The organism is Microbacterium gorillae (assembly GCF_000826185.2).
Taxonomy (GTDB): Bacteria; Actinomycetota; Actinomycetes; order Actinomycetales; family Microbacteriaceae; genus Microbacterium; species Microbacterium gorillae.
Genome location: NZ_LN648874.1, coordinates 251,466 through 265,763 on the forward strand (window position 1 = coordinate 251,466; position 14,298 = coordinate 265,763).

Below are 14,298 nucleotides of genomic sequence, written 5' to 3' on the forward strand. Positions count from 1 at the left end.
TTTTTGTCGCTGGCGTGCGGTGTCGGGGCCGACAGTACGCTCGATCCGACCCGTCTGACACCCCCATCGCGGCCGCGTCAGCGTGGTCGTTTCACGGTGACGCGGATCAGCACCCAGCCCGCGATCGCGACGACGGCCGTCACGCACAGTGCGATGATTCCGGCCGTCCGCCCGACCACCACGTCGAAGATCAGGCAGCAGACGCCGGATGCGATGACGGTGACGACGCCGAGCAGGATCATGAGGATGCGGTTGCCGAGACGGACGATCCGCTCCTTCTCGCCGTGTCGGAACAATCGGCGGTGGACGAGCACGGGCGCTATGCCGAGCAGTGTTGCCGCCGCGGACAGCGACACCAGACACAGGTATACGGTCCGTTCGAGGTCATCCAGCTTGTCGAACGCCGGCTGGAAGGCCACGGCCAGGAGGAAGCCCGTCATGATCTGCGTCCCCGCCTGCGTCGCACGCAACTCCTGCAGGATGTCGATCCAGTTCCGGTCCGCGCGCTGCGCCGGCGATTCATCGCGCTCGGGGAGGAGCGGAGGGTGGGTGTCCTCGGTCATCCGGGTCTCCTTCGAATTGCGGCCAGCCTAGGGGAGTGGGGCGTATCGGGTGCCGGACGGCGGGCATCTCGGAATTGTGACTCATCGGGGTTCGGAGGTCGGGTTCCGTTCCGTGGTTCTGAGGGGGCGGCGCGAGAGGTGCTGCGCTTGCGTTGGGGCGGCGTCCTGCGTTTTCGTCGGGTCGCGTTCTTTCGCTTAAGACGGATCAGTGAATGGCTGCGTTCGGCGCGCCGGGTCGCGTTGCGTGGTTCTCAGGGGCCGGCGCGAGAGGTGCGGCGCTTGCGTTGGTGGGGCGTCCTGCGTTTTCCTCGGGTCGCGTTCTTTCGCTTAAGACGGATCGGTGGATGGGGACGTTCAAAGATCGGCTCACGTCCTCAGATGGGGCCTCAAACCCGGTCGCTCGGGCGAGCATGAGCGAGACGAAGTGTCGTGAGATGGGTGCAGGGGTCGGGGGTGAGAGAAACCTCATCTCCACAGGCCGAAATCAATCCACAGCCTGGGATATTCGACGTCCAATGTCGGAGGCCCGTCGTAAAATATGGGTTATGAACAACACGATGGAACGGACCCGGGAAACGATGGCTCACGCCGTCGCCGACCTCCGCTCCATCCTCGCCTCCGGCACCCTCGACACCGCCGACCGGGACGACGTTCTCGGGTTCATGATCGGGGTCGGAGACCTGTACCGGCAGGTCGAAGCCACCCTCGTGATCGGCACCGGTGTCATCGAGAAGCGCTCCGCCACGGCGGAGCGCTTCGACGTTTCCTCCGACTGCCGCTCCGCGAACGAAGTGATGCAGCGCACCACCGGTGCCGCCCCCACCACCGTCAAGCGATGGAGCCGGTTGGCCGCGACGATCAAGCCCGCCCGGGTGCTGTCCTCTGGTGAGGAGAAGCCGGCGGAGTTCCCCGCCCTCCGTGAGGCACTCACCACCGGTGCCATCGGGGCGGACGGCCTGGAGGCCGCGACCCGGCCCCTGCGGGAGATCAAGGACCGCGTCGACGCGGCCGATCTCGCAGAGGTTGATGAGGTTCTCGCCGCGATGACCACGACGGCCGGTGCGCCGGTGATGTGCGACACCCTCCGCGGCCTCTCCCTCCGGCTCGCCACCGACCTCGATATCACCGGCGCCGACGACGAAGAAGAGAAGGCGTTCCGGGGTCGGGCCCTGAGGCTCGGAGTCAAGCGGAACGGGCTCGTGCCGATCACCGGTCAACTCGTCCCCGATGTCGCTGGGGCACTCTCAGTGCTGTTGGATTCGATCAACAACCCCCACGGCCAACCCGCGGGCGTGAGATTCCGCCCCTCCGACGAAGCCGAGGGGAACGCGGATGTGCGGAGCATGGCGCAACGCAACCATGACGCCCTCGGCGCCATCCTCGCCGCCGTCCCCAACGCACCGGACATGCCGACGAACGGTGGCGGCGCACCGGTGCTCGTCATCCACGCGACCGAAGACACTGTGCGGGCCGGTGAAGGATGGGCCACGATCCCCGGGGCCGACGCCACCGGCACGGATGTTCCCGTCCCGTTCGCCGCCGCCAAGCACGTCGGCTGCTGTGGCACCATCCAACACCTCACCACCGCCGCCAACGGACGGATCGTCAAGCTCACCATCGACAAGCGCGTCTTCAACACCGACCAGCGGCGTGCGATCAGCCACCGCGACCGGTCCTGTGTCATCCCGGGATGCCACACCCCGGCCCGATGGTGTGAAATCCACCACGTCACCGGGTGGGCGCAAGGAGGTGAGACCGACGTCGATAACGGGGTGCTGATCTGCTGGCACCACCACCGATTCATCGACCGAATGGGCTGGGACATCCGGATGACAGAGGGAGTCCCCGAAGTCCGTCCACCCGACTGGATCGACCCCACGAAGACCTGGCATTCGACCGGCCCACGGGCCGCGGGACTGCCGAAGCGGGGTGCGTGATGCGTGGGGAGAACTCCGCCCGGATCACGTCTGCCACCCAAGATGTGATGTTGGCGACCACGGGGACGACCGGCCACGGGATCGCGACCGCGAAGACAACCGGTGATTTGGCGGCGACCGATGATCGGATGGCCGACCCGAGGACGCGAGCCGGCGACGTGAGCGGATCCGTGACGGACGGTCTTAAGCCGAAAACCCAACCCCGCCGGACCCCACAGCGCCGAACGCAACGCACCCACCGCATCCCGAGCGCACCCGACCCAACCAACCCGAAATCCGCGCGCCGACAAACGAACCGAATTACCCCGACAACCCGTGTCGTATTAAGCGAAAAGAACGCGACAACGCTGGAACGCGACACGAGAGCCTCCGTCACCCACGGAATCACGTTTCGTCGAGAGGGCGCCCGCTCAACACCCGCGACGGCGACACCACGGGGACACGCGACGCGAACCTCAGCCGCACGCGGAGCGCCCCTTCGCCTCACCGGCGTTCGCTCAGCGACCCAGATGGCCGGCGATGGGACGGGTCACCGGCCGGACGCCGCGAGCATCCCGGAGAGCTGGTGAGCGTGGGCGAGGAGCGTGCGGCCGAGCATAGGGAGCCGGTCCGGTCCGAAGCGGAACTCCACACCCGTGAGGCTGAGCGCCCACTCCGGACGTCCCGTGGCGTTGAACACCGCGGCGCCGAGACCGAAACTGCCGTGCACGATCAATCCCGGATTCACTGCGAACCCGCGATCCCGCGTCTCCCGCACCCGCGTCCGCAGCGCGGCCTCCCCGTGCGACTCGCCATGGGCGCCGGCCAAGTCGGGGTGTCGGGCGAGATACGCGTCGATCTCCCCATCGGGAAGGAACGCCAGCATCGCCAGCCCGGCCGACGCGACTCCGAGCGGGAAGCGGACGCCCTCGCTGAGCACGAACGAACGGATCGGGAAGCTTCCGTCCTCGCGGACCAGGCACACCGTCTCGTCTCCGCGCCGGACGGACAGGAACGCGCTCTCCTCGGTCCGCGCCGCCAGCGACCGAACGATCCCGCGCGCCAGCTCGGTCACGTCGTACCGCGCGGCCGCGACCGTCCCCATGAGATACAGCTCCGGCCCCGGAAGCCACCGACCGTCGGCGTCGTTCCGGTCGACCAGTCCTTCGGCCCGAAGCGCGGACAGCAGCCGATGCGCGGTCGACCGGGTCAGCTCCGCGCGGTGGGCAAGTTCAGCGACGCCGACTCCGTCCGTCCCCGCCGCCGTCACCAGGCGAAGGAGGGCGGCCGCGCGCGCCACAGCCTGCGTGCCCGGGACGGTGCGGGTACTGTTCATAATGTGGACACTAGTGCCAAGAATCGCCATATCGCAGTGCCGATTCCTCGCGCGGCGATCGCGGGGCGCAGAGTGGTACCAGCAACGACACGACGAAGGAGTGATCCGTGATCGACAAACAGGTCAGCAGCGCCGCGGAGGCGATCGCCGACATCGCGGACGGAGCCAGCCTGGCCGTCGGCGGATTCGGACTGAGCGGCAACCCCATCCAGCTGATCGAGGCACTGCTCGCACAGGGCACGACCGACCTCAGCGTCGTGTCCAACAACTGCGGCGTCGACGACTGGGGTCTCGGCGTCCTGCTGAACGCGAAGCGCATCCGGAAGATGACCTCCTCCTACGTCGGGGAGAACAAGGAGTTCGAACGACAGTTCCTCTCCGGTGAGCTCGAACTCGAACTCACCCCGCAGGGCACGCTCGCCGAGAAGCTCCGAGCCGGCGGCAGCGGCATCGCCGCCTTCTACACGCAGACCGGCGTCGGCACGCAGGTCGCCGAGGGCGGTCTGCCGCGCAAGTACGACGGTTCCGGCGGCATCGCCGTCGCCTCACCCGCGAAGGACGTCCGCACGTTCTCCGTCGACGGCGAGGACCGCGACTTCGTGCTCGAAGAGGCCATCACGACGGACTTCGCCCTCGTGCACGCCATGGTCGGAGACCGCCACGGCAACCTCGTGTTCAACAAGGCCGCCCGCAACTTCAACCCGCTCGCCGCGATGGCCGGCCGCATCTGCATCGCCCAGGTCGAGCACCTCGTCGAACCCGGCGAGATCGACCCCGACGCCGTGCACCTGCCGGGAATCTTCGTTCACCGCATCGTCGAGGTCGGCGAGGGCATCGAGAAGCGCATCGAGAAGCGCACCGTCCGAGGAGGCAACTGAGATGGCACGCACACGTGACGAGATGGCCGCGCGCGCCGCGCAGGAGCTCGGGGACGGCGCGTACGTCAACCTCGGCATCGGCCTGCCGACCCTGGTGCCGAACTTCGTCCCGGACGGCGTCACCGTCGTCCTGCAGTCCGAGAACGGCATCCTCGGCGTCGGTCCCTACCCCTCCGATGACGCCGTCGATCCGGACCTCGTCAATGCCGGCAAGGAGACCGTCACGGTCCTGCCCGGCGCCAGCTTCTTCGACTCCGCGCAGAGCTTCGGCATGATCCGCGGCGGCAAGATCGACGCCGCCATTCTCGGCGCCATGCAGGTCTCCGCCGGCGGTGACCTCGCCAACTGGATGATCCCCGGAAAGATGGTCAAGGGTCCGGGCGGGGCGATGGACCTCGTCCACGGCGCCGACCGGGTGATCATTCTGATGGAGCACGTCGCCAAGGACGGCTCCGCGAAGATCGTCAACGAGTGCTCGTTGCCACTGACCGGTCGCGGCGTGGTGCACCGGATCATTACGGACCTCGCCGTGATCGATGTGACCGCCGACGGACTCGTCCTGGTCGAGACCGCCCCGGATGTCAGCGTCGCGGACGTCATCGCCGCCACCGAGCCCGAACTCATCATCTCCGACGCGCTGAAGGATGCCGACGCGCAGCCGGACGCCAACGAATCGAACGAAGAGGAAGAACAATCATGACCGACGCCGATGTCGTCATCGTCGCCGCCGCCCGCACTCCGCAGGGCCGCCTGAAGGGCCAGCTCGCCGCCTTCACCGCGCCGCAGTTGGGGGCATTCGCGATCCGCGGTGCGCTCGAGAAGGGCGGCATCCCGGCGGACGCCGTCGACGCCGTCATCATGGGGCAGGTTCTGCCCGCCGGGTCCGGGCAGAACCCGGCCCGCCAGGCGGCCATCGGCGCCGGAATCGGCTGGGACGTGCCGGCGTCGTCCGTGAACAAGGTGTGCCTGTCCGGTCTCACCGCGATCATCGACGCGCAGCGCATGATCGCCGCCGGGGATGCGACCGTCGTGGTCGCCGGCGGCATGGAGTCGATGACGCGCGCGCCGCACCTGCTGATGGGCTCGCGTGACGGCTGGCAGTACGGCAGCGTCGAGGTCCTGGACCACATGGCCGTCGACGGCCTGACCGACGCGTACGACGCGGAGAGCATGGGGGCCTCGACGGAGCGCCACAACCCGCGCTACGGGGTGTCCCGCGAGGACCAGGACGGCGTTGCCGCGCGCTCCCACCAGCGCGCCGCGGCCGCCGCCGAGGCCGGCGTCTTCGATGACGAGATCGTCACGATCGAGGTGCCTCAGCGCAAGGGCGAGCCCGTGATCGTCAGCCGTGACGAGGGCGTGCGCCCGGACACCACGCTCGAGTCGCTCGGGCGCCTGCGCGCCGCGTTCGCCGAGGGCGGGTCCATCACGGCCGGCAACGCGTCGCAGATCTCCGACGGCGCCTCCGCCGTCGTGCTGACCACCCGAGCACACGCCGCCGAGAAGGGGTGGGCGGTGCTGGCCGCCGTGGGTGCCAACGGGCAGACCGCAGGGCCGGACAACTCCCTGCAGCTCCAGCCCGCCGACGCCCTCAACCGAGCGCTGGAGAAGGACGGCATCGCCGCATCGGATCTCGACCTGGTCGAGATCAACGAGGCCTTCGGTGCGGTCGTGGCGGCGTCGCAGCGCGAGCTCGGGGTGTCCGAGGACGTCGTGAACATCCACGGCGGCGGCATCGCCATCGGTCACCCGATCGGCGCCAGCGGTGCGCGTCTGGTCGTCCACGCCGCGCACGAACTGGTGCGTCGCGGACACGGCGTCGCGGGCGTGGCCCTGTGCGGCGGCGGTGGACAGGGCGAAGCCCTCATCCTGCGTCGGTGAGCCAACGCGAAGGGCGGTCCGGATTCCGGACCGCCCTTCGCGTTCTCGTCAGCGGAGCTTCTTGAGCAGCTTCTTCTCCGGCGCCAGCTCGTCGTGCTCGACGACCACGCCCTGCCGGACCCGGCGCACCTCGTTGATGGTGCCGATCGCGAGGGCGAGGGAGAGCCCCCAGGACAGCCAGGCGATCGCCGTGCGCCAGGTGAATTCCTGCTCGCGCATGCTCTTGAGAAGAGTGACCCCGGTCGTCACGACGCCGATGATGCCGGTTCCGAAGAGGTATCTGCGCATGCCGCCCACGCTATCGCGGATGAGGCTAGCCTGGAACGAACGGCGCATGCGCCGTTCGTGACAGGAGCTCCCGTGCCGCAAGCAGAACTCGTCGTCGTCGCGAATCGTCTCCCCGTGGACCGCGTGATCGACGCCACCGGTGAAGCCGCGTGGCGCACCTCACCGGGCGGCCTCGTCGCCGCGCTCGAGCCGATCATGCAGCAGGTCGACGGTGCGTGGGTCGGATGGGCCGGACAACCCGACCTGGAACTCGAGCCCTTCGACGCCGACGGCATCCACCTCGTACCGATCACCCTCACGGAGGAGGAGGTGGAGCTCTACTACGAGGGCATGTCCAATGACACGCTCTGGCCGCTCTACCACGACGTCATCTCACCGCCGCGGTACCGCCGCGTCTGGTGGGAGGCGTATCAGCGCGTCAACCGCCGCTTCGCGGAGGCCGCCGCCGCCGCAGTCGCACCGGACGGCACGGTCTGGGTGCACGACTACCAACTGCAACTCGTTCCGGCCATGGTGCGCAAGCTGCGCCCGGACGTGACCATCGGCTACTTCCACCACATTCCGTTCCCCGCTTACGGGCTGTACTCCCAGCTGCCCTGGCGCCGCCAGATCCTGCGTGGCCTGCTCGGCGCGGACGTGATCGGCTTCCAGCGCGAGGCGGACGCAGGAAACTTCCGCCGTGCGGTGCGTCGGGTGTTCCACTTCGAATCGAAGGGGTCCACCATCCTCGTCCGCAGTCACGAGGAGAAGCACCCCGACCGCGACCACCCGAGCGAGCCGTCGCGGCGCGTGCTCGCGAAGTCCTTCCCGATCTCCATCGACGCGTCCGTCTACGTCGAACTGGCCCAGCGGGCCGATGTCCAGGCACGCGCTGCGGAGATCCGCGCCAGCCTCGGTGACCCGCAGACGATCCTGCTCGGCGTGGACCGCCTGGACTACACCAAGGGCATCCGCCACCGTCTGAAGGCCTTCGGTGAACTTCTCGAGGAGGGGCGATTGAGCGTGGGTGACGCGACCCTCGTCACCGTGGCCAGCCCCAGCCGGGAACGCGTGGACGCCTACATGCAACTGCGTGACGAGATCGAGCTGACCGTCGGGCGCGTGAACGGTGCGTTCGACACGCTCGATCACACCGCGATCCGCTACCTGCACCACTCCTACCCGCGCGAGGAGATGGTGGCGCTCTACCTCGCCGCGGACGTGATGCTCGTCACCGCCCTGCGAGACGGCATGAACCTCGTCGCGAAGGAGTACGTCGCCACGCGCATCGACGATCGCGGCGTGCTCGTGCTGAGCGAGTTCGCCGGTTCGGCGGACGAACTGACCTCGTCCGTGCGGGTCAACCCGCACGACATCGACGGTATGAAGGACGCGATCATGACGGCCGTCCGGATGCCGGAGGAGGAACAGCGCCGCCGCATGACGGCGATGCGTCGCACGGTGCTCACGCACGACGTGCGGGCCTGGTCAGCGTCGTTCCTGGCGGCTCTGAATGACGCGCGTGGCGGTGCGGCTGAATGACCGCGCACATCATCGACGCCGTCCGGGCGCTCGCCACCACACCGACCCTCCTGGTCGCACTCGACTTCGACGGCACGGTGTCGCATCTCGACGATGACCCGATGGCCGTCCGCGCCATCCCCGCCGCCGCGCGGGTCGTGAACGAGCTCGCGCATACGGACGACACCTATGTGGCGTTCGTCTCGGGCCGTGCCCTGCGCGACCTCGCCATCATCAGTGAACGGCCTCCCGTCTCGCCGATCCTGCTCGCCGGGTCGCACGGGGCGGAGTACATGCTGCCGGTGGCCCTCGCCGATCAGACGCCGGCGGACGCGGCGATACGCCCGGCTGACGCGGCGGAGGTGGAACGGGCCGCGACGGCCGCCGTCGCGGGGTTGCCGGGTGCGCGCATCGAGAGCAAGACGTACGGCTTCGCACTGCACACCCGCCTCGCCGCCCCCGATGTCACAGAACTCGCGCAGAGCCGAGTCGCGGACGTCATGGCGGCCGCACCGGATTGGCGCCGCCGCGCGGGTCATGACGTCCGCGAGTACGCGTGGCGGGACGAGGGCAAGGACGACGCCGTCGCGTACCTGCGGGAGCTCACCGGCGCGACGGCCGTGCTCTTCGCCGGCGATGACGCCACGGACGAGGACGCGCTGGCCTCCCTCTCGAACGGGGATCTCGGAGTCCGCGTGGGGGAGGGAGCGACGTCGGCCACCCTGCGCGTCGCGGACCCCGAGGAGCTCGCCTCACTGCTGAACGTGATCGCGTCGATCCGGGTCCGCGCGGCGGCTTAGACTCGATTCATGCCCGCCGCCTCGTCGTCCGCGACGCGCCTGTGGTGCGTCCCGGACGTGGTCGGGAGCACCCCGCCGCGTGTACTACGATTGACGAACGTTCGAATCGTCGTCGGCACAACCGCACGACGGATCGGCGGCAGAGCAGGCGAGAACGCATATTCCGGTTCCGTCAGCGATGGTGATCTGAAACGGGTCGATATCGCGGCTCGATTCCGAGGGTCACTCGTCCCCGGATCAGAGCCGGGCGTGCCATCTGAGCGCACGCCGATCTCTCCGCGCTCCACCCGTGGCGCACAGGCACAGCGCGTGCGCCCGCCCCGACGGCGGCCGTTCCGCCGTGACGCCTCACGCACCTCATCCGCACACGAAACGCAAGGACTGCCAGCATGACCGACGCATCCGGATCGGCCGTTCCCCGGCCACCAGCCCGCACCGCCACCGCGCCCGTGCTCACGGGCGCGGAAGCGGTCGTCCGTTCCCTTGAGCTCCTCGGGGTGACCGACGTCTTCGGCCTTCCCGGCGGTGCGATCCTTCCGGTGTACGACCCGCTGATGGACGCGTCCAAGATCCGTCACATCCTGGTTCGCCACGAACAGGGCGGCGGTCACGCCGCCGAGGGCTATGCGTCCGCGTCCGGACGGACCGGCGTCGCGATCGCGACCTCCGGCCCCGGCGCGACCAACCTCGTCACGGCGATCGCGGACGCCTACATGGACTCCGTCCCGATCGTCGCGATCACCGGCCAGGTCTTCTCCACGCTGATGGGGACGGACGCGTTCCAGGAGGCCGACATCGTCGGCATCACGATGCCGATCACCAAGCACTCCTTCCTCGTGCGCGACGCCGCAGAAATCCCCGGTGCCCTGGCCGCGGCCTACGAGATCGCCTCGACCGGTCGTCCGGGCCCTGTCCTGGTGGACATCACCAAGGACGCCCAGCAGGCCGACGCGCCCTTCATCTGGCCGCCGAAGATCGACCTGCCCGGCTACCGCCCGGTGACCAAGGCGCACGGCAAGCAGATCCAGGCGGCCGCGAGCCTCCTGGCGGAGGCACGCAAGCCCGTGCTGTACGTCGGCGGCGGGGTGATCCGCGCCGCCGCGGCGGCGGAGCTGAAGGCGCTCGCCGAAGCGACCGGTGCGCCGGTCGTCACGACCCTGATGGCCCGTGGCGCGTTCCCGGACTCGCACCCGCAGCACCTGGGCATGCCGGGCATGCACGGCACCGTTCCGGCCGTGCTGGCCCTGCAGGAGTCCGACCTCATCATCGCGCTCGGCGCCCGCTTCGATGACCGCGTCACCGGCAAGGCCGAGCTGTTCGCGCCGGATGCGAAGGTCGTCCACGTCGACATCGATCCGGCCGAGATCGGCAAGATCCGTGCCGCGGACGTGCCCATCGTCGGTGATGTGCGCGACGTGCTGATCGACCTGGACGCGGCCTACCTGGGCCTGACCGGCGGACGCAAGACCGATCTCACCGAGTGGTGGTCCTACCTCGACGGCCTGCGGGATGAGTTCCCGCTCGGCTTCCAGGCGACCAGCGACGGGCTTCTCTCGCCGCAGCACGTCATCCAGCGCATCGGTGAGCTCACCGGTCCGGAGGCCGTGTACGCCGCAGGCGTCGGCCAGCACCAGATGTGGGCGGCGCAGTTCATCAAGTACGAGCGCCCCAACTCCTGGCTGAACTCCGGTGGTGCGGGCACGATGGGCTACTCGGTCCCCGCCGCCATGGGCGCCAAGGTCGCCGAGCCGGACCGCGTGGTGTGGGCGATCGACGGCGACGGCTGCTTCCAGATGACCAATCAGGAACTCGCCACCTGCGCGATCAACGACATTCCGATCAAGGTCGCGATCATCAACAACTCCTCGCTCGGCATGGTCAAGCAGTGGCAGACGCTGTTCTACGACGGACGTCACTCGAACACCGAGCTGAACACGGGCCACGGCAGCGTGCGCATCCCGGACTTCGTGAAGCTCGCCGAGGCCTACGGGTGCTTGGGCATCCGAGTGGAGAAGGAGGAGGAGATCGACGCCGCGATCCAGCTCGCTCTGGAGACCAACGACCGCCCGGTCGTGATCGATTTCACCGTGTCCAAGGACGCCATGGTGTGGCCGATGGTGCCGCAGGGAGTCAGCAACAGCTTCATCCAGTACGCGCGTGAGAACGCGCCCGCCTTCGACGAGGAGATCTGACCATGTCGACTCATGTGCTGAGCCTCCTGGTCGAGGACAAGCCCGGTCTGCTGACCCGCGTGGCGGGGTTGTTCGCCCGTCGCGGCTTCAACATCGAATCCCTCGCCGTGGGCGTGACCGAGCTGCCGGGGCTGTCCCGCATCACGGTCGTCGTCGACGTCGACAACCAGCCGCTGGAGCAGGTGACCAAGCAGCTGAACAAGCTCGTCAACGTCATCAAGATCGTCGAGCTGGAGTACTCCGCCTCCGTGCAGCGCGAGCACATGCTGATCAAGGTGCGCGCCGACAACAGCACGCGCTCGAATGTCCTCGAGGTCGTCAATCTCTTCCGTGCCCAGGTGGTGGACTACGCGCACGATGCCGTGGTCGTCGAGATCACCGGTGACACCGGCAAGACCGACGCCTTCCTGCGGGCACTCGAGCCCTTCGGCGTCAAGGAACTCGCCCAGTCCGGCCTGCTGGCCATCGGACGCGGCGGCAAGAGCATCACCGAGCGGGTCCTCCGCGGGTGACCGGAACCACGAACAAGGAGAAACACGAAGTGACTGAGATCTTCTACGACGCAGACGCCGACCTCTCGATCATCCAGAGCAAGAAGGTCGCGATCGTGGGCTACGGCTCGCAGGGCCACGCCCACGCGCAGAACCTGCGTGACTCGGGCGTCGAGGTCATCATCGCGCTCAAGGACGGCTCCAAGTCGACCCAGAAGGCCACCGACGAGGGCTTCGAGGTCAAGAACGTTGCCGACGCGACCGCGTGGGCCGACCTGATCATGATCCTCGCGCCGGACCAGCACCAGCGCGGCATCTACGCCGAGTCGATCGCGCCGAACCTGACCGCGGGCAAGACCCTCGCCTTCGCGCACGGCTTCAACGTGCGCTTCGGCTACATCGACGCTCCGAAGGACGTCGACGTGATCCTCGTCGCGCCAAAGGCTCCGGGGCACACCGTGCGTCGCGAGTTCGTCGCGGGCCGCGGTATCCCGGACATCATCGCCGTCGAGAACGACGCCACCGGCACCGCCTGGGCGACCGCGCTGTCCTACGCTCGCGCAATCGGTGGCACCCGTGCCGGTGTCATCAAGACGACCTTCACCGAGGAGACCGAGACCGACCTGTTCGGTGAGCAGGCCGTCCTGTGCGGCGGCATGAGCCACCTGGTGCAGGCAGGTTTCGAGACGCTGACCGAGGCCGGCTACCAGCCGCAGATCGCCTACTTCGAGGTGCTGCACGAGCTGAAGCTCATCGTCGACCTGATGTGGGAGGGTGGCATCGCCAAGCAGCGCTGGTCCATCTCCGACACGGCCGAGTTCGGTGACTACGTCTCCGGCCCGCGCATCGTGGACGAGCGCGTGAAGGAGAACATGAAGGCCGTCCTCGCGGACATCCAGTCGGGTGCCTTCGCGAAGCGCTTCATCGACGACCAGGACGCCGGCGCCCCCGAGTTCCTCGAGCTGCGCGCCAAGGAGCAGGAGCACCCGATCGAGAAGACGGGCAAGGAGCTGCGCGCCCTCTTCGCTTGGAAGCAGGCGGACTCCGACTACGTCGAGGGTTCGGCCGCACGCTGACCTGACGCACACGACGGCGGGACCGGTACTCCGGTCCCGCCGTCGTCGTCTGTGCGTGCGGCGTAGGCTCGCGACATGGCCGACACCGAGCGAGTGACTCTGCGGACACGGACGGACGCCGACGCGGACGTGCTGTACCGCATCGCGAGTGATCTGGATGACTGGGAGCAGCGCAGTCCGCGTCCGCCGGCACCGCTGACGCGCGAGGCCTACCTGGCGCGGCTCGCGGCGGGAGCGGAGGGACCCGATGCCCCGGTCCAGTTCGTGGTCGACCTGGATGGGGACGCCGTCGGCAGCGTGTCGCTGTTCGACATCGACCTGCTGGCCCGCCATGCGGAGGTGGGGATCGCGCTGTCTCCCGCGGCACGGGGACGCGGCATCGGCACCGCGGCGCTGCGCCAGCTGATCGAGTTCGCCTTCGTCCGGGACAATCTGCGGCGCGTGCACCTGCAGGTCCTCGCATCCAACGCCGCCGCGATCCGCTCGTACGAGAAGTGCGGGTTCGTCACGGAGGGTCGCCGTCGCGAGCACGCCTGGGTGCGGGGGAGCTACGAGGACATCATCGTGATGGGCCTGCTGCGTGCGGACTGGGACTCCTCCCGTCCCTGACGGTCCGCGCGGCGCTCAGGATCGGTCGGCCGGCGTCACCGCGTCGTCCCGAACCGCCGCGGCGACCGCGGCACGTACGCGCTCCGTCGAGGCCGGAGCCCCGGGCGGCACGGCCTCTCCCGCCTGGCGACTTCGCATGACCTCCGGGTCTGCGGCGTAGGGCAGGCAGTAGGCGGGACGATCCCGCTCGGTGCGCCAGCTGTCCGCGAGCGTGCCGTAGACGAACGCATCGTAACCGAGGTCGTCCAGGAAACGGACGACCTCGGCACCGGCCGCAGCGTCGTCCGTGGCCAGCGGGAGAGCGGATCGCTCCGGTGAGCCCGGCGCACGGGCGAGGTCGCGCAGGTGCGCCCAGACGATGCTGTTCAGCCCCTTCACGACCCGCGCGCCGAGGAAGTGGTCGGAGACGAGCCCGGAGGTCGTCGCCCCCGGCGCACTCAACGCCACGATGGCGCCGTCGCGGTCCGGATAGTGGTTGCCGGCGTCCACGACGATCCGCCCCGCCAGGAGATCGGCCGGAAGTGAGGGGATCGCGCCCAGCGGGATCGCGAGCACGACGACGTCCGCGGTCGCGGCGTCCGCCGGCGTTCCGGCCGCCGCACGCGGACCCAGGTTCGCGATGAGAGAGGCGAGAGACCCTGGGCCGCGGCTGTTGCTCAGCACGACCTCGTACCCGGCGGCCAAGGCCAGGCGTGCCACGGTCTCGCCGATGTTCCCGGCGCCGATGATTCCGATCCTCGTCATGGCGGCACGCTATCACGAGTTCGA

14 protein-coding genes are annotated in these 14,298 nt (G+C 68.8%); 10 read left to right on the forward strand and 4 right to left on the reverse strand.

Going from position 1 to position 14,298, the window contains the following annotated elements; genetic code table 11:
- Positions 1–77 precede the first annotated feature (77 nt).
- Positions 78–563 carry a DUF6328 family protein gene (locus BN1193_RS07095; RefSeq protein ID WP_040165095.1) on the reverse strand — a complete coding sequence of 162 codons (486 nt, stop codon included), beginning with the start codon at positions 561–563 and terminating at the stop codon, positions 78–80.
- Positions 564–1,108: 545 nt separating this feature from the next.
- Here BN1193_RS07095 and BN1193_RS07100 point away from each other — a divergent pair.
- Positions 1,109–2,500: an HNH endonuclease signature motif containing protein gene (locus tag BN1193_RS07100; protein ID WP_040165097.1), complete on the forward strand. Its 1,392-nt coding sequence runs from the start codon at positions 1,109–1,111 to the stop codon at positions 2,498–2,500.
- 529 nt (positions 2,501–3,029) lie between these two features.
- Here the strand turns inward: BN1193_RS07100 and BN1193_RS07105 are convergent.
- A complete protein-coding gene (locus tag BN1193_RS07105) occupies positions 3,030–3,815 on the reverse strand; it encodes an IclR family transcriptional regulator (RefSeq protein WP_040165099.1) in 786 nt (261 codons plus the stop codon).
- A gap of 107 nt (positions 3,816–3,922) precedes the next feature.
- Between BN1193_RS07105 and BN1193_RS07110 the strand changes: the two genes are divergently transcribed.
- From BN1193_RS07110 to BN1193_RS07120, 3 genes are read left to right on the forward strand one after another with little or no spacing between them, the layout of a single operon-like run.
- Complete coding sequence (locus BN1193_RS07110) at positions 3,923–4,693, forward strand: CoA transferase subunit A (protein WP_040165101.1); 771 nt, start codon at positions 3,923–3,925, stop codon at positions 4,691–4,693.
- A gap of 1 nt (position 4,694) precedes the next feature.
- Positions 4,695–5,393, forward strand: coding sequence for a CoA transferase subunit B (locus BN1193_RS07115; RefSeq protein WP_040165102.1), 699 nt, complete (start codon positions 4,695–4,697; stop codon positions 5,391–5,393).
- Complete coding sequence (locus BN1193_RS07120; RefSeq protein ID WP_040165104.1) at positions 5,390–6,574, forward strand: acetyl-CoA C-acetyltransferase; 1,185 nt, start codon at positions 5,390–5,392, stop codon at positions 6,572–6,574. Before BN1193_RS07115 ends, BN1193_RS07120 begins: the two co-directional genes overlap by 4 nt.
- 48 nt (positions 6,575–6,622) lie before the next feature.
- Here BN1193_RS07120 and BN1193_RS07125 read toward each other — a convergent pair whose 3' ends face one another.
- Positions 6,623–6,862 (reverse strand): hypothetical protein, encoded by a 240-nt coding sequence (locus BN1193_RS07125; protein ID WP_040165651.1) that lies wholly within the window; start codon positions 6,860–6,862, stop codon positions 6,623–6,625.
- A gap of 72 nt (positions 6,863–6,934) precedes the next feature.
- On the opposite strand from BN1193_RS07125, the gene BN1193_RS07130 reads away from it, so the two are divergent.
- The 6 genes from BN1193_RS07130 to BN1193_RS07155 all read left to right on the forward strand — a co-directional run bounded on the left by BN1193_RS07130 (position 6,935) and on the right by BN1193_RS07155 (position 13,530).
- The gene (locus BN1193_RS07130; RefSeq protein WP_040165106.1) at positions 6,935–8,383 is read left to right on the forward strand and encodes an alpha,alpha-trehalose-phosphate synthase (UDP-forming); all 1,449 of its coding nucleotides are present in this window, start codon (positions 6,935–6,937) and stop codon (positions 8,381–8,383) included.
- Positions 8,380–9,162, forward strand: a complete 783-nt coding sequence (otsB, locus tag BN1193_RS07135; protein WP_040165108.1) for a trehalose-phosphatase — start codon at positions 8,380–8,382, stop codon at positions 9,160–9,162. The genes BN1193_RS07130 and otsB overlap by 4 nt, the downstream gene beginning before the upstream one ends.
- Positions 9,163–9,551: 389 nt before the next feature.
- Positions 9,552–11,354 (forward strand): acetolactate synthase large subunit, encoded by a 1,803-nt coding sequence (locus tag BN1193_RS07140; protein ID WP_040165109.1) that lies wholly within the window; start codon positions 9,552–9,554, stop codon positions 11,352–11,354.
- 2 nt (positions 11,355–11,356) lie between these two features.
- Positions 11,357–11,866, forward strand: coding sequence for an acetolactate synthase small subunit (gene ilvN, locus BN1193_RS07145; protein WP_040165110.1), 510 nt, complete (start codon positions 11,357–11,359; stop codon positions 11,864–11,866).
- 29 nt (positions 11,867–11,895) lie between these two features.
- Entirely contained in the window at positions 11,896–12,921 is a 1,026-nt protein-coding gene (gene ilvC / locus BN1193_RS07150) for a ketol-acid reductoisomerase (RefSeq protein WP_040165653.1), read from the forward strand.
- A 75-nt stretch (positions 12,922–12,996) separates the two neighbouring features.
- Positions 12,997–13,530 carry a GNAT family N-acetyltransferase gene (locus BN1193_RS07155; protein WP_052460531.1) on the forward strand — a complete coding sequence of 178 codons (534 nt, stop codon included), beginning with the start codon at positions 12,997–12,999 and terminating at the stop codon, positions 13,528–13,530.
- A 15-nt stretch (positions 13,531–13,545) separates the two neighbouring features.
- Here the strand turns inward: BN1193_RS07155 and BN1193_RS07160 are convergent, their stop codons facing one another.
- Entirely contained in the window at positions 13,546–14,274 is a 729-nt protein-coding gene (locus BN1193_RS07160) for an NADPH-dependent F420 reductase (protein WP_040165112.1), read from the reverse strand.
- Between the last annotated feature and the right edge of the window lie 24 nt (positions 14,275–14,298).

Excerpts from the sequence above, each read along its gene's own strand:
- BN1193_RS07160 (WP_040165112.1), bottom strand. The coding sequence starts at position 14,274 with ATGACGAGGATCGGAATCATCGGCGCCGGGAACATCGGCGAGACCGTG.
- BN1193_RS07115 (WP_040165102.1), top strand. The coding sequence starts at position 4,695 with ATGGCACGCACACGTGACGAGATGGCCGCGCGCGCCGCGCAGGAGCTC.
- BN1193_RS07100 (WP_040165097.1), top strand. The coding sequence starts at position 1,109 with ATGAACAACACGATGGAACGGACCCGGGAAACGATGGCTCACGCCGTC.
- BN1193_RS07120 (WP_040165104.1), top strand. The coding sequence starts at position 5,390 with ATGACCGACGCCGATGTCGTCATCGTCGCCGCCGCCCGCACTCCGCAG.
- otsB (WP_040165108.1), top strand. The coding sequence starts at position 8,380 with ATGACCGCGCACATCATCGACGCCGTCCGGGCGCTCGCCACCACACCG.
- BN1193_RS07095 (WP_040165095.1), bottom strand. The coding sequence starts at position 563 with ATGACCGAGGACACCCACCCTCCGCTCCTCCCCGAGCGCGATGAATCG.
- BN1193_RS07140 (WP_040165109.1), top strand. The coding sequence starts at position 9,552 with ATGACCGACGCATCCGGATCGGCCGTTCCCCGGCCACCAGCCCGCACC.
- BN1193_RS07155 (WP_052460531.1), top strand. The coding sequence starts at position 12,997 with ATGGCCGACACCGAGCGAGTGACTCTGCGGACACGGACGGACGCCGAC.
- ilvN (WP_040165110.1), top strand. The coding sequence starts at position 11,357 with ATGTCGACTCATGTGCTGAGCCTCCTGGTCGAGGACAAGCCCGGTCTG.
- BN1193_RS07125 (WP_040165651.1), bottom strand. The coding sequence starts at position 6,862 with ATGCGCAGATACCTCTTCGGAACCGGCATCATCGGCGTCGTGACGACC.
- BN1193_RS07105 (WP_040165099.1), bottom strand. The coding sequence starts at position 3,815 with ATGAACAGTACCCGCACCGTCCCGGGCACGCAGGCTGTGGCGCGCGCG.